Origin of the sequence: Luteimonas soli (genome assembly GCF_042648865.1) — a bacterium.
Lineage (GTDB): Bacteria > Pseudomonadota > Gammaproteobacteria > Xanthomonadales > Xanthomonadaceae > Luteimonas > Luteimonas soli.
On the sequence record NZ_JBHRYA010000003.1, the window covers coordinates 528,555 to 542,775 of the forward strand.

Annotated in this window: 10 protein-coding genes; 4 read left to right on the forward strand and 6 right to left on the reverse strand. The window is 69.2% G+C overall.

Translation table 11 applies throughout. The features are described 5' to 3' along the window. The first annotated feature begins 46 nt into the window (after nucleotides 1-46). Nucleotides 47-1,267 carry a TraB/GumN family protein gene (locus tag ACFONC_RS05685; protein ID WP_386742741.1) on the forward strand — a complete coding sequence of 407 codons (1,221 nt, stop codon included), beginning with the start codon at nucleotides 47-49 and terminating at the stop codon, nucleotides 1,265-1,267. A gap of 81 nt (nucleotides 1,268-1,348) precedes the next feature. On the opposite strand, the gene ACFONC_RS05690 is transcribed toward ACFONC_RS05685, so the two are convergent. From ACFONC_RS05690 to ACFONC_RS05700, 3 genes are read right to left on the reverse strand one after another with little or no spacing between them, the layout of a single operon-like run. Further along, nucleotides 1,349-4,429 (reverse strand): efflux RND transporter permease subunit, encoded by a 3,081-nt coding sequence (locus ACFONC_RS05690; RefSeq protein WP_386742742.1) that lies wholly within the window; start codon nucleotides 4,427-4,429, stop codon nucleotides 1,349-1,351. After that, nucleotides 4,426-7,914 (reverse strand): efflux RND transporter permease subunit, encoded by a 3,489-nt coding sequence (locus tag ACFONC_RS05695; protein WP_386742743.1) that lies wholly within the window; start codon nucleotides 7,912-7,914, stop codon nucleotides 4,426-4,428. The genes ACFONC_RS05690 and ACFONC_RS05695 overlap by 4 nt, the downstream gene beginning before the upstream one ends. Then, on the reverse strand, nucleotides 7,914-9,053 hold the full coding sequence (locus tag ACFONC_RS05700) for an efflux RND transporter periplasmic adaptor subunit (protein WP_386742744.1): 1,140 nt from the start codon (nucleotides 9,051-9,053) through the stop codon (nucleotides 7,914-7,916). Before ACFONC_RS05700 ends, ACFONC_RS05695 begins: the two co-directional genes overlap by 1 nt. 230 nt (nucleotides 9,054-9,283) lie before the next feature. Between ACFONC_RS05700 and ACFONC_RS05705 the strand changes: the two genes are divergently transcribed. Continuing rightward, nucleotides 9,284-9,691: a c-type cytochrome gene (locus ACFONC_RS05705; protein WP_386742745.1), complete on the forward strand. Its 408-nt coding sequence runs from the start codon at nucleotides 9,284-9,286 to the stop codon at nucleotides 9,689-9,691. Nucleotides 9,692-9,699: 8 nt separating this feature from the next. Continuing rightward, nucleotides 9,700-10,143 carry a c-type cytochrome gene (locus ACFONC_RS05710; protein WP_386742746.1) on the forward strand — a complete coding sequence of 148 codons (444 nt, stop codon included), beginning with the start codon at nucleotides 9,700-9,702 and terminating at the stop codon, nucleotides 10,141-10,143. A gap of 236 nt (nucleotides 10,144-10,379) precedes the next feature. Here ACFONC_RS05710 and ACFONC_RS05715 read toward each other — a convergent pair whose 3' ends face one another. Both ACFONC_RS05715 and ACFONC_RS05720 read right to left on the reverse strand, forming a co-directional pair. Next, on the reverse strand, nucleotides 10,380-12,134 hold the full coding sequence (locus ACFONC_RS05715) for a hypothetical protein (RefSeq protein WP_386742747.1): 1,755 nt from the start codon (nucleotides 12,132-12,134) through the stop codon (nucleotides 10,380-10,382). A gap of 27 nt (nucleotides 12,135-12,161) precedes the next feature. Then, nucleotides 12,162-12,755 (reverse strand): NfuA family Fe-S biogenesis protein, encoded by a 594-nt coding sequence (locus tag ACFONC_RS05720; RefSeq protein ID WP_386742748.1) that lies wholly within the window; start codon nucleotides 12,753-12,755, stop codon nucleotides 12,162-12,164. A gap of 189 nt (nucleotides 12,756-12,944) precedes the next feature. Here ACFONC_RS05720 and ACFONC_RS05725 point away from each other — a divergent pair, with 189 nt between their 5' ends. Further along, nucleotides 12,945-13,286 carry a 4a-hydroxytetrahydrobiopterin dehydratase gene (locus tag ACFONC_RS05725; protein ID WP_386742749.1) on the forward strand — a complete coding sequence of 114 codons (342 nt, stop codon included), beginning with the start codon at nucleotides 12,945-12,947 and terminating at the stop codon, nucleotides 13,284-13,286. Nucleotides 13,287-13,408: 122 nt separating this feature from the next. Here the strand turns inward: ACFONC_RS05725 and ACFONC_RS05730 are convergent, their stop codons facing one another. Then, nucleotides 13,409-14,191 (reverse strand): NAD kinase, encoded by a 783-nt coding sequence (locus tag ACFONC_RS05730; RefSeq protein WP_386742750.1) that lies wholly within the window; start codon nucleotides 14,189-14,191, stop codon nucleotides 13,409-13,411. Nucleotides 14,192-14,221 lie beyond the last annotated feature (30 nt).

Sequence of the window (14,221 nt, forward strand, 5' to 3'; positions counted from 1 at the left end):
CCCGTCGTGGCGATGCCGTGGCGACCAATTGCCCAGTTCGCCCTTGATGACCACCGAAACCGTTCCGTCAGCCGCTGCAGATCCCTTCGCCAACCAGCCGCATGCCATCGTCGAGCGCGACGGCGTGCGCTATACCCTGCTCGGCACCGCGCACGTGTCGAAGGACAGTGTCTCCGCGGTGCGCGCGGCGATCGCGTCCGACGACTTCGACGCGGTGGCGGTGGAGCTCGATGCGCAGCGCCTGCAGGCACTGGGCAACCCGGAGACGCTGGCGAATCTCGACCTCGTCAGGGTGATCCGCGAAGGCAAGACCGCGCTGTTTGCGGCGAATCTCGGCCTTGCCGCGTACCAGCGACGGCTCGCCGAGCAGCTCGGGATCGAGCCCGGCGCGGAATTGAAGGCCGCTGCCGACGACGCGCGCGCACGCGGCCTGCCGATGCACCTGGTCGACCGCGATGTCGGTGTCACCTTCAAGCGGATCTCCGCAAGGCTCGGCTTCTTCGGCCGGATCCGCTTCGTCAGCGGGCTGCTGGCGGGGCTGTTCGTCGACGACGAGGTCGGTGAAACCGAGATCGAAAAACTGAAACAGGGCGACATGCTGGAGGCGAGCTTCGGCGAGTTCGCGCAACAGAGCCCCGCCCTGTACGACACCCTGATCGCCGAGCGCGACCAGTACATGGCCGCGCGCCTGCGCGAAACTGCCGGCGATGCGCGCAACCTGCTGGCAGTCGTCGGCGCCGGGCACCTGAAGGGCCTGGCGCAGCACCTGCGCGAGGACACCGAGGCACCGGCCGCCATCGTCGAAAGGCTGCAGGCGCTGCCGGAGAAATCCTCGATCCCGTGGTTCACGATCGCGCTGACGCTGTTCGTGCTCGGCGGTTTCGCCTGGGGATTCTGGCGCGGCGGCGCGGACGTCGGCACCGACCTGGTGCTGTACTGGGTGCTGTGGACCGGCGGCCTCGGCGCGCTGGGCTGCGCGATCGCCGGCGGGCATCCGCTCAGCATCCTCGGCGCCTTCGTCGCCTCGCCGGTCACGCCGCTGCACCCGGCGCTGGCCTCGGGCACGGTCAGCGCATTGATCGAAGCCTGGGTGCGCAAACCCACCCACGCCGATTTCATGGCCCTGCGCAACGACGTGCAGACCATGCGCGGCTGGTGGCGCAACCGCGTGGCACGGGTGCTGCTGAACTTCTTCCTGACCAGCCTGGGCACCGCGGTCGGCGTCTGGACCGGCGGCGCGAAGATGCTGGGGGCGTTGTTCGGTTAAGCGCTTGCGGGAGCGGCTCCAGCCGCGACATGCCCGGGCGCAAGCCGGGATCGAAGCCTCTCCCGCAACGACTCCGACCGGCTATCCGGTCTTGGGAGTGGCGGCCGCAGCGGGCAGCGCATCTGACTTCCCCCTCGCGCGCCGCACCAGGCGCGCGGTGCCGTGGCGCAGGTCGTCGAGCATCGCGTAGATCGTCGGCAGGAACAGCAGGCTGACCACGGTCGAGAACGCCAGGCCACCGGCGATCGCGCGCGCCATCGGGTAGTACGGCGGCATGTTGTCGGCGGTGTCGGTCTGCAGGGCGATCGGGATCATCGCCAGGATCGCCGTGCCCATCGTCATCATGATCGGGCGCAGGCGCTCGCGGCTGCCTTCCACCAGCGCATCGGTGCGCCCCATGCCGCGCCGGCGCAGGTTGTTGATGTGCTCGATCATCACGATGCCGTTGTTCACCACCACGCCCATCAGCACCAGGATGCCGATCACGGCCATGATGTTCATCTCGGTGCCGGTGATCCAGAACAGCCAGTACACGCCGAAGATCGAGAACAGCACGCAGGACATGATCGCCACCGGGAACAGCAGCGACTCGAACACCGCGGCCATGATCACCAGCATCAGCACCAGCGCGATCAGGATCGCGTTCTTCATCTGGTCCATGCCGTCGAAGTTGATGTTGAAGCTGCCGCTGTCAAAGGTGTAGCCGTAGCCGGGCGGGAACTCCACGCCGTCGAGCGTGGCCTCGATCGACTTGCGCGCCTGGTCCACGGCCACGTCCTTGGCAAGACCGGCCTCCACGCGCAGCATGGTCTGCCGGTTCAGGCGCTGGATCGACGTGGCCGATGGATTGAAGTCGACCTGCACCAGCGCCCCCAGCGGAACCTCGGTGCCGTCCGGCGCGCGGACCATGAACCCGGACAGGTCCTCGAAGCCGTATTCCTCGGAGCCGGCGAAGCGCACGTTGACCGGGATCTCCAGCTCGCCGCGGTGGAAGTCACGCAGCGACGAGCCGCGCAGCGCCATGCCGACGAACTGCGCTACCTGCTGCGCGTTGAAGCCATAAGCGGCGGCGCGCTCGCGGTCCACTCGCACCGACAGCTCGGTATTGGCGTCGCCGGTATCCACGCGCACGTCGCGCAGGTTCGGGTCGAGCGCCAGCATCGGCACGATGTCGTCGGATAGTTCCTTCAGGACCTGCGAGGAGTCGCCGACCAGGCTGAACTTGATGCCCTCGCCCTGGTTGTCGGCGCTGCCCGGCCAGCCGATGCCGGTCTTGGCCCGCGCCGACTGCGGCAAGCCCTCGCGCACCTTCTCTTCGATCTGCTTGTTCAGGTCGCGGTCGTCGATGTCCAGGAACAGGCGCGTCATCGCCCAGCCCTGCTCCGAGTAACGGCTGTAGACGCGCTCGACGTGGAACTCCTCGCGGTGGGCGTTGACGAAGGCTTCGACCTTCGCCACCTCGTTGCCCATCTCCTCCTTGGAGTAGGCGCCGCGCCACTGGTAGAAGATGTTGATCTCGTCGGGGTCGTTGTTGTCGGTGCTGCCCTGGGTATGGGTCATCGGCCAGATGCTGACCATGGAAATGGCCAGGATGCCGGCCACGCTCCAGCCGCGGTGCTGCAGGGTCCAGCGCAGGGCGCGCGCGTAACGGTCCTGCAGGCGACCGATCAGCGGCGACTTCACCGCCGGCGGCGTCTTCATGCGCGCCGACAGCATCGGGATCAGGCTGACCGCGACCAGCCACGACGCCAGCAGCGAGACCGAGATGGTCACCGCCAGTTGCGACAGATAGACGGTGATGATGTTCTTCTCGCCGAAGATCATCGGCAGGAACACCACGCAGTGGCACAGCGTGCCTGCCGACAGCGCGATGGCGACGTGCCGGGTGCCGACGATCGAGGCCAGCGAGGGCCGGCCCGGGAATTTCTCGCGCTCCTGGTAGATGCTCTCGACCACCACCACCGCGTTGTCCACCAGCATGCCCACCGCCAGCAGCAGGCCCATCATCGAGATGATGTTGAGGGTGATGCCGGCGAAGTACATGAAGCCCAGGGTCATGATGAAGCAGATCGGAATCGCCAGGCTGACCATCAGCGTCGATGGCCAGTGGCGCAGGAAGCCGTACAGCACGATCACCGACAGCAGCAGGCCGATCGCGCCGGCCTCGGCCAGCGCCGCCAGCGAGCTGACCACCGCCTCGCCCTGGTCGTCGGTGATTTCGAAACCGATGCCGCGCATCGCGGGATCCTGCTCCAGCACCTGCATTTCCGCGCGCACCGCGCGCGAGAGGTCGACCAGGTTCGCCGAGCGTTCCTTGTAGATGTCCACGCCGACGCTGGGCTTGCCGTCCATCTGCCGCACGTAGCTCATGCGCTGCGGCTGCAGGCTGACGTCGGCGATGTCCGACAGGCGCGTGCCGGTGCCGTTCACCGGCAGGTCGCGCAGCGCCTGCAGGTGCTGCAGCTCGCCCCTGGGCTGCACGCGCAGCCGCCGTCCGGCTTCGGTGATCTGGCCGGCCGAGACCGAGAAGTTCGCCGCCTGCAGGCGCTGCACCAGGTCGCTGAGCACGACGCCATGCGCGCTGATCCGGTCCTTGTCCAGCGCCACCAGTACTTCCTGGTTGGCCACGCCCTCCACCTCGACGCGGGCCACGCCCGGCAGTCGTTCCAGTCGCTGCTTGATGCTGCGTTCGATCAGGTCCGCGCGCGCGGTCAGGTCCTCCTTGCTGGTCAGGCGCAGGCTGATCGCCTCGCGGTCGCTGGTGCTCCAACGCTGCACGTAGTAGCGGCGGAAGTCGTCCGGCAGCTGGTCGCGGACCGCGTCGATGCGCTCGCGCGCCTCGGACGCGGCGATGGCGATGTCCTGGTTCCAGTCGCTGAATTCCACCTGGATCGACGCGCCCTCGGCGTTGGCGCGCGAGTTCATCGAGCGGATGCCCGGCATCGTCGCCAGCGCTTCCTCCACCGGCCGCAGCAGGTTGCGCTCCACTTCCTCCGGCGTCGAACCCGGATATGGCAGCGAGACGAAGAAGAACGGGATGGTGGCCTCCGGCTCGGCCTCCATCGGCAGCCGGAACGCTGCGATCAGCCCGATCGCCACCATCGAAACGAACAGCATGATGGTGGTGACCGGGCGGTGGATCGACAGCTCGGTGATGTTCATCGGGCCGGTTCCCCGCTGCCGCCGTCCAGCGCGTCCTGCTCTTCGGCCAGCACCTGCGCGACCTGCTCGGCGTCGCGGCGTGCACGGCGGCCACGCTCGACGTAGCGGGCGTCCGGCGTGCGGTCCAGCAGGTCGTAGACCACCGGGATCACCAGCAGCGTCAGCAGCGTGGACACCAGCAGGCCGCCGATCACCGTGATCGCCATCGGCGAACGCACCTCGGCGCCCTCGCCGAAGGCCAGCGCCAGCGGCAGGAAGCCGAACACCGCGCACAGCGTGGTCATCATGATCGGCCGCAGGCGCGAACGCGCGCCTTCCACCAGCGCCTCGCGCTTGGCCACGCCGGCCTCGCGCAGCTGGTTGACCTTGTCGATCAGGATGATCGCGTTCTTCACCACCAGGCCCACCAGCAGGATCAGGCCGATGAACACCACCACCGACACCGGCGAGCGCGTGAGCAGCAGCGAGGCGACCGCGCCCACCAGCGCCAGCGGGATGGTGAACAGGATCACGAACGGATGCAGCAGCGATTCGAACTGCGAGGCCATCACCAGGTAGACCAGGAACACCGCCAGCGCGAAGGCGAACAGCAGCGAACGGATCGATTCGCCCAGTTCCTCGCCCTGGCCGCCGATGTGCATGCCGACATCGGTGCCGAGCGGGTTCTTCGCCACCATGTCCTGCACCTCGGTGATCGCGGTGCCCAGGTCGATGTCGCGCAGGTTGGCTGACACGATCGCCACGCGGCGCTGGTCGGAACGGTGGATCTCGCTCGGGCCGGTGGTGGCGACGATGTCGGCGACCGATGCCAGCTCCACCGGCTTGCTGCCGGTCGGGTTGACGATCAGGTGGCGGATATCGTCGACCGACGAACGCTCGGACTCGCGCAGGCGCACCAGCACGTCGATCTTGCGGTCGCGGAAGCTGTAGCGGGTGGCGACATTGCCCTTGACCTTGTTGACCACGGCGTCGGCGATCTGGCGCGTGGTCAGGCCGAGCGCGGCGGCGCGGTCCTGGTCGAACACCACCTGGATCTCGGGGAAGCCCTGCTCCACCGACGACTTGACGTCGGCGTAGTGCCCGTTCTGCCGCAGCATGTCGGCCAGGCGGTTGCCGGCCACGCGAATCGCGTCGAGGTCGTTGCCCTCGATCTCCACTTCAAGCGGCGGCGACAGCGCGAACAGTTCCGGCCGGGCGAAGTCGACCTGCGCCTCTGGCCAGGCCTGCATGGTCTTGCGCAGGCCTTCGACCAGCTGCTGTTCGCGGTTGGCCTCGTCCATCACCACGGTCAACTTGCCGATGTTCTCGCCGCTCTCGGTCGGACTCGCGTCGAGCCGGGTGCCGGTGCCGGACACGCCGTACAGCAGGCGCACGCCCTCGTCGCCTGCGTGCTGGCGCTGCACTTCGCGCACCAGCGCGTCGGTGCGCGCCAGCGGCGTGCCCGGCGGCAGGCGCGCGGTCATCTCGAAGCGGTCCTGCGCCAGCTGCGGGATCAGGTCCGCGCCCAGCAGCGGCACCACCGCAAGGGTCGCGGCGAAGGCGACCGCGGCCACGCCCAGCACCGGCCACGGTCGCGACAGCGCCGCCGGCAGCATCCGCAGGTAGCCCCTCTCGGCCTTGTGGTACGGCGCCATCGCCAGGTCGCTGGCCTTGCGCATCACCGGGCCGACCACCGCGGCGATGCCGCGGAACAGGCGCACCACCGCCCACACGATGGCGAAGAAGCCGTAGCGGAACACCGCGCCCACGCCGCGCCCGGCCAGCGCCGCCGGCTTCTGCCAGCGGCTTTGCGGCTGCCACGCCTCGCGCCGCGGTTCGTCGGGGAACTGCATCGGCGGCCGGCCTTTGAGCGCGCTGAGCATCGGGATCAGCGTCATCGACACCACCAGCGACACCGCGATGGCGATCGCCACCGTCAACGCCTGGTCGCGGAACAGCTGCCCGGCGATGCCTTCGACGAACACCAACGGCAGGAACACCGCGATGGTCGTCAGCGTGGAGGCGACCACCGCCATGAACACTTCGCGGGTGCCGGCGATTGCCGACTCCAGCACGCCCAGCCCGCGCTCGCGCGCCTTGGCGATCGATTCGAGCACCACGATCGAGTCGTCCACCACCAGGCCGGTGGCCAGCGCCAGGCCGCCCAGCGACATCACGTTGAGGCTCAGCCCCAGCTGGCCCATGAAGAAGAACGTGGTGATGATCGAGATCGGCAGCGACAGCGAAATGACGAACGTGCTCCAGCCGTCGCGCAGGAACAGGAAGATGATCAGCACCGACAGCAGGCCGCCGATCACCGCGTCGAGCTTGACGTCGCTGATCGCGTTGCGGATGAAGACCGACTGGTCCTCGACCACGCTCAGCTCGATGTCGCCCGGAATCTGGTCGCGGATCATCTTCAGCCGCGCCTCAAGCGCGTCCGCCGTGGCCACGGTATTGGCGTCGCCTTCCTTGTAGACGGCCAGTTCCACCGCCTCGTGGCCACCGGCGCGGATCACCGCCTCTCGCTCCTTGTAGCCCTGGGTCACGCTGGCGACGTCCTTCAGGCGCACCTGGGCGCCGATCGCGCCGCTGCTGTCGCCACGCAGCGCGGCGATCACCGTCGGGTCGCGGCTGCCGAGGATCGCCGACATCAGCTGGCTGTTGTCGCCGGTCGACGACGACGATCCGCTGCTGGAACCACCGGCCGTGGTCAGCAGCATCTCGCGCATCTGCTCGACCGAGGCGAACTGGTTGACCGTGCGCACCAGGTAGCGCCGGGTGCCCTCTTCCAGGCGGCCGCCGGAGAGGTTCACGTTCTCCTGCTGCAGGCGCTGGATCACCGTGTCCAGCGACAGGCCCAGCTGGGCCAGCTTGCGCTGGTCGATGTCGACCTGGATCTCGTCCTCCAGTCCGCCGCCGACCTTGACCGCGGCCACGCCGGTGACCGGCTCCAGCTTGCGCTTGAGGTCCTCGTCGGCGTAGCGGCGCAGCTCCATCAGGCGGCGCACCGCGTCGGCTTCGTCGCCCGACTCGTTCTTCGACGAGAGCGCCAGGCGCATGATCGGCTGCGTGGAAGGGTTGAAGCGAAGCAGTACCGGCGGATCGGCATCCAGCGGCAACTGCAGCGTTTCCATCTTGTCGCGCACGTCCAGCCCGGCCTGCTGCATGTCCGTGCCCCAGGCGAACTCGAGCACCACGTCGCTCTGCCCGGTGCGCGAGATCGACTTGAGCTTGCGCAGGCCCTTGACGACGCCCAGTGCTTCCTCGGCCGGCTGCGAGATGAGGGTCTCGACCTCTGCCGGCGCGGCGCCTTCGAAGTCGGTGCGCACGGTCAGCGTGGGATAGCTCAGGTCCGGCAGCAACTCGACCTTGAGCCCGGACAGCGAGATCAGGCCGAACAGCACCAGGGTCAGCGTCATCATCGCGATGGTGACGCGGCGGCGGGTGGCGAATTCGACCAGGTCGAACCCGCGCGCGCCGGGGTCGGCGTCGTGCGCCGCCATCAGCGCGGCGCCTTCGCGACCGGCGCCTTCGCCTTCTCCACGTCCTTCGCGGGCTGGTCGCGGTCGATGACCTGGACCATGCTGCCCTCGCGCAGTGCGGCCTTGCCGGCCACGACCACGGCGTCGCCTTCCTCCAGGCCCTCGCGGACCTCGACCCAGCCCGAATCGTCGTAACCCAGCTTGAGCACGGTGCGCGTCGCCTTGCCGTCGCGGGCCACGTAGACCGCAGGTTCGCCACCGTCTTCCAGCAGCGCCGCGCGCGGGATCACCAGGGCGTCGGCGCGCTGGTCGTAGTTGATGCTCAGGCGGCTGAACATGCCCGCGTGCAGTTCGCCCTCGCCGGGGAACGCGGCGACAACGCGGAACGTGCCCGTGCCCGTGTCCACGACCGGCGAAACGCGGTCCACCTTGCCGGCGAAGGTGCGCCCGGGCAGCGCATCGGCCGCCAGCGTGACCGCCTGCCCCGGCTGCAGCTTGGCCAACTCGCGCTCCGGCACGTTGAGCGTGACCTCCAGGCGGCTGCTGTCCACGATGCGGAAGATCGGCGAGTTGATCTGGACGAAGTTGCCCGGCTTGATGTCACGCGCCGCCACCACGCCGGAGATCGGCGCGACGACATTGGTGTAGGACAGCTCCAGCCTGGCCATGTCGTAGGCGGCGCGTGCGTTGGCCAGGTCGTACTTGAGCTGGTCCAGGTCGTTGGCGCTGACCATCTGCTGCGCTGCCAGCTGCACGGCGCGCTTGTAGTTGGCCTCCAGCTTGCGCACCTGCGCGACACCCTGCGCCACCTGCAGGCGTGCGCGATCGGCATCCAGTCGTACCAGTACCTGGCCTGCCTTCACCCGCTGGCCTTCCTCGGCGAACACCTCCATCGCGATGCCCGAGGTCTTGGCCACCACCTGCGCCTCGGCACGCGCCTCCAGCGTGCCGGTGCCCGTGTAGCTGGCCGCGACCGCGCGGCGCGAGGCCTTGGCGACTTCGACCGGGATCGCGTCGGCAGCCTTCCCGGCGTCCGGTTCCTTGGCCTGGGCGTTGCCCTCTCCATCTGCCTTGCAGGCACTCACCGAGGCCACGCCGGCCACCAGCACGATGGCCAGCAACGTCCTTGCGAAGCCCTGAAATACGGTGTTCTTGTCCATCTTCTGAGGTAGCCCCTACGGTGTTGTAGCAAGGTATATCACCTGCCTTCCCGGCAACATGCGCCAGAGGTCATGGTGACTGGCGGCGGATGCCCGCCGGACATCGGCAGGTGCGTCCGCTTTCGGTTGATCTCAAGCAGTCGCTATACTGTTGCAGTTACGCAGGGGCGATTCGCGATTGCGTGACCAGCCAGTTACATTCCAGCCATCCAAGATTGCGGATACCCGATATGACGCGACCGTTGCCGATCGCTGCCAGCCTTGTCCTTGCCGCACTGTCCTTCGCGGCGTTTGCCCAGACCGAAGCCGGAACCGAGACCGCGCCGCCGCCCGCCACCAGCGAGCCCGCGCCGGCACCGGCAACCGCGCCTCCTGCCGCGCCGACCGGCTCTGCCGAGCGCGGCAAGCAGCTCGCCTTCACCTGCCAGGGCTGCCACGGCGTGACCGGCTACAAGAACGCCTACCCGAACTTCCACGTGCCGCGCATCGGCGGACAGTCGGCCACCTACCTGGCCAACGCACTGACCGAATACCAGAAGGGCGCCCGCAAGCACCCCACCATGCAGGCACAGGCGATGAGTTTCTCGGAGCAGGACATTGCCGACATCGCGGCCTATCTTTCGGAGCTGAAGCCGTGAGCCGCGACATGACCCGATCCGCCACCCTCCTTGCCATCGCCCTGGCTTCCGCGCTCGTGCTTGCCGGGTGCTCCGGCAGCGACACGCCCGCCGGGCATTCGTCCTCGGACCGCGCCGAAGGCCACACCACCTCGTCCGCCGGGCTGCCCAAGGGCCACGTCGATGCCGGGGAGCAGCTCGCCCACGCCAAGGGCAAGGCCACCGGCCAGTCCTGCGTGGACTGCCACGGCGAAGAGGGCAACGCGCCCATCGACGCCAGCTATCCGAAGCTTGGTGGCCAGTACCACGACTACCTCGCGCACTCGCTGCAGGAGTATCGCAACGGCAATCGCGAGCACGCGCTGATGTCACAGCAGGCCAAGGACCTGACCGACCAGCAGATCGCCGACCTGGCGGCCTACTTCGGTTCGCGCCCCAGCCACCTGCGCGACCTGCACGGCGTCAACGACTAGGTTGAGCCACGCCGACGCGGCAAGGCCGCGCCAGCCGCACCGAAGGCCCGCCATGCGCGGGCCTTCGTCGTTGCGGGCATCGTGATCGGAAAAGCCCCAACCGCCCACCGCCTTGCGGGAGCGGCTTCAGCCGCGAGCCTTTGAGGTGGCGGCAGATCACGATGGAAAAGTTCGCGGCTGAATCCGCTCCCACGGGATCCACGGGGCCTCCGCGATCGCGGGCCGAGTGACTGTGATCAACGCGATCCCGGCGGCTTCCCCAGCGCGTCCTGGTTCTCCTGCAGCTCCGGCTTGAACGGCACGTCCGGTGGCTTGCGCGCTTCGGCTTCCACGTCCTGCATGTTCGGGTCGGTGATGCCGCAGGCGCCGCCGAGTGCCAGCAGCACGACCGAGCACTTGATCGACTTGGACGTGCCGGGGATCGGGATCAACACTTCCTTGATGCTCCGGCGCACCCATTCCTGCAGCAGCGTTTCGTTGGGTACCCAGAACCTGTCGAACGCCGTCGGCGTGTAGTCGAACGGCGGGCGCTTGAGCCAGGTGCCGTTGCGGTCGATCTTCTCGAAATCCTCGGTGATCGTGCCCGGCGGCAGGCCACCGCCGACCTTGCCGTCGCCGGAGGCGAGCTTCGGCGTGCCGTCGGCATTGAACAATCCCGGCGTGCCGGCCTGCCCGCCGGGACGATTCCGGTCCGACAGCCCCCAGTCGTCGCCCGGCTTGGGCGAAGGCAGCGCGCCCGGCCGCGGCGACGGCTGCGTGCCACTGCCCGCAGCGGTGGATGCCTGCTGCGTGCCCTGGCTTGCGTTCTCGCGCCCCCCGGCGGGCTGCGGCCGGGTCTCGGTACCGGAGGACTGTCGGGCGCTCGACGGCTGCGTCGCCGCGCCGGTTTCCTGCACCGTGGCCTGCGACGAGACAGTCGAACCCGCCGCCTCGGACGTCGGCACCTCAGCAGGCGTTGGCGCGGGAATGTCGCGAATCGCCACCGAAGGTGCCTGCTCCGTCCTCAGGTCGGGCGCAGCGACCGGGCGCGCAGGCACGGCGGGCACCTCGACCGTGGACAGCGGCGCCGGAATATCCCGCACCGCAACCTCGGCAGCCCGCCGCGGGACGGCAGGCGCCCGGATCGCGGGCTCAACCTCGCGCTGCAGTTCCGGCGCCGTCACCGGCTCGGGCACATCGACCACCTCGAGCTGCGGCGCCGGCGCACCGAGTTCGGGCACCCGTTCCGGCCGGGTTATTTCGGCGATGCGCACCGGGGGGACGACGAAGACGGAATCCGGCGCGGGGGTTTCCGTGACCTGCAGCGGCTGGTCGACCGGCGGTACCTGCACCAGCGGCTCCGGAACAGGGGCCAGCCGGGGCGGCGCGGCTTCGGGGCGCGTGATGGCCGGCGGCGTCGGTTGCGCTTCGGCCTGGCGCTCCTGCGTCTGCGGCCGCGGTGGAACTGGCTGCGGGACGGTCTGCGGACTCGCGGCGGCCGCGGCGGCAGGCGCCTGCTCGGCGACTTCCTCACCCTGCGGCGGTCCACCGCCCTCCTCGTCCGGCGTGCCTTCGCCGATGTATTCGACCTGGATCACGTCCTCGCCCGCGCTGGCGGCCTCCTCCGGCAAGGCCATGATGCGCACGTACGCCACGTACAGCAGGAACGCGGCGAAGAACAGGTGCGTGACCAGCGACACCACGATGGCGACGATGCGGGTGCTGCGCTCGTCCTCGCTCGCGGGGTGCCACTGCTGCCGCCACAGCGTGTTGAATGCCTGCCAGCGGTTGAGAGCGGCCAGCGCACGCGGCGGCAGGCGCGGTTCGCGCGCCAGGAAGATCGCCATGATCGCCTCGGCCGTGGCGCCGGTCACGGCGCCCGTGCGCACCTTCATCGCGGCGAACCAGGCCGCCCAGCCGGGCGGGAATTCACCCGCGGGGCGTTCGGGTCGCAGCGACCGCCGCCGGCGCCGCCGCAGCGCGTCGATCAGTTCGGCGGAGGAGAACGTCATCCAGCGGCCGTTGGCGACGCTACGGCGTCACGCCGAACCACGTGCGATGTAGGGCGCCGACCCGGTGTCGTGGTCGGTCGCGTCGCGCACCGCGGTCACGCCGGGCACCTTTTCGCGCAGGGTCTTCTCGATCCCCTGCTTGAGGGTGACGTCGACCATGCCGCAGCCGTGGCAACCGCCGCCGAAGCGCAGCACCACCACGCCGTCGGCCGTGACCTCCTCGAGGGCCACGTTGCCGCGGTGCTGGGCCAGCTGCGGGTTGATCTCGTGCTCGACCAGCCAGCGAACGCGCTCGACCAGCGACGCCGACTCGGGCGGCACTTCGCCCTTGATCTTGGGGGCGCGGATTTGCAACTGGCCGCCCGTTGCCTGGCTGGCGTAGTCGATCTGCGCGCCGTCGAGGAACGGGGCGCTGTCGGCGTCCAGCCACAGGGTGAAGCCTTCGCAGTCGATCGCCCATTCGTCGCCGCGCAGGTCGGCTGGCTCGGCAAACTCGAGCCGCACGTCGGCGCGCGCGGTGCCGGGGTCGCGCGCGGCCAGCCGCACGCCCATCCCGGGCACGGCTTCGCGCTCGATCAGCTTGCGGAAATGCGTCTGCGCGGATTCGGAAATGTCGATCATTGCCCTGCTGCCTGCCTGTTGCCGCCGGCGCGCGCGGCCGTTTTGCCGCACGGATTCGGAAGTTGCCGGCCGTGGAGCGTATTCTAGCGGCCCTGCCGATTCGCGTTCGTTCCGGTTCCGTGAAACCGGCGCCGCGACCATTTTCCGTTCAGCACGCCGCCAGCGCGGCCCGCCCCGACAGGAGCCGTCATGCCCGACCTGATCCCCCTCGCCCAGGCCCGTTGCGCGCCACGCAGCGGCAGCGAACACAAACTCAGCCGGGCTCGCATCCAGGAGCTGCTGCCGCAGGTTCCGGGCTGGGAACTGCTCGAGGACGGCCATGCGCTGGGCCGGACCTATCGCTTCAAGGACTACTACCGCACGATGTCGTTCGTGAACGCCCTGGCGCACATGGCCAACCGCGAAGACCACCACCCCGACCTGGGCGTGCACTACGACCGCTGCGTGGTGCGCTACTCGACCCACGACGTCGGCGGCCTGAGCGAAAACGACTTCATCTGCGCCGCGAAAGCCGACCTGCTGGCCGACTGACGCCGGCACGGCTCGCGGATTCCTTCGGCACCCCGCGGGAGTGGCTCCAGCCGCGACCTTCTCCCACCGACGCCAAGCCCGGGGACTCCCGCCTTCGCGGCGCGAAACCAGGCCGCCCCGGCTCAGCTGCTGAACTGCTCCGCCAGCATCCGCTCCTCGAGGTTGTGCTCGGGATCGAACAGCAGCGTCACCGTGCGGTCGCGCGACTCGCGGATGACCACTTCCGTCACGTCGCGCACCTCGTGCGAGTCGGCGGTCGCGCTGACCGGCCGCTTGTACGGATCGAGCACGTGGAAGCGGATCTCCGTTTCGGCCTTGAGCACGGCACCGCGCCAGCGCCGCGGCCGGAACGCGGCGATCGGGGTCAGCGCGACGACGTTCGACCCGAGCGGCAGGATCGGTCCGTGCGCGGAGAAGTTGTAGGCGGTGCTGCCCGCCGGCGTCGCGACCAGCACGCCGTCGCAGATCAGTTCTTCCAGCCGCCGCTGGCCGTTGAGCTCGATCCGCAGGTGCGCGGCCTGCCGCGTCTGCCGCAGCAGCGACACTTCGTTGTAGGCCAGCGATCCGACGCTGGCGCCCGACTCGGTCTGCGCGAGCATTTCCAGCGGCCTGAGCACGGCCGGCTGGGCCGCGGCGATGCGGTCGAGCAGGTTGCTGCCGGCATCGTCCGCGCGATCGTGGTTCATCAGGAAGCCGACGCCGCCCAGCTTCATGCCATAGACCGGCTTGCCGAGCCCGCCGTGGCGGTGCAGCGTCTGCAGCATGAACCCGTCGCCGCCCAGCGGGCACAGCACGTCGGCTTCTTCCGGCGCGCACTGGCCGTGCACGCGCGACAGGTCGGCCAGCGCAGCCTGTGCGTCATCGGTCTGGCTGGCGAGGAAAGCGATGCGTGGGTTCGCGGTCATCGGCGGCTCCATGGACGTGCCGCGAGCATA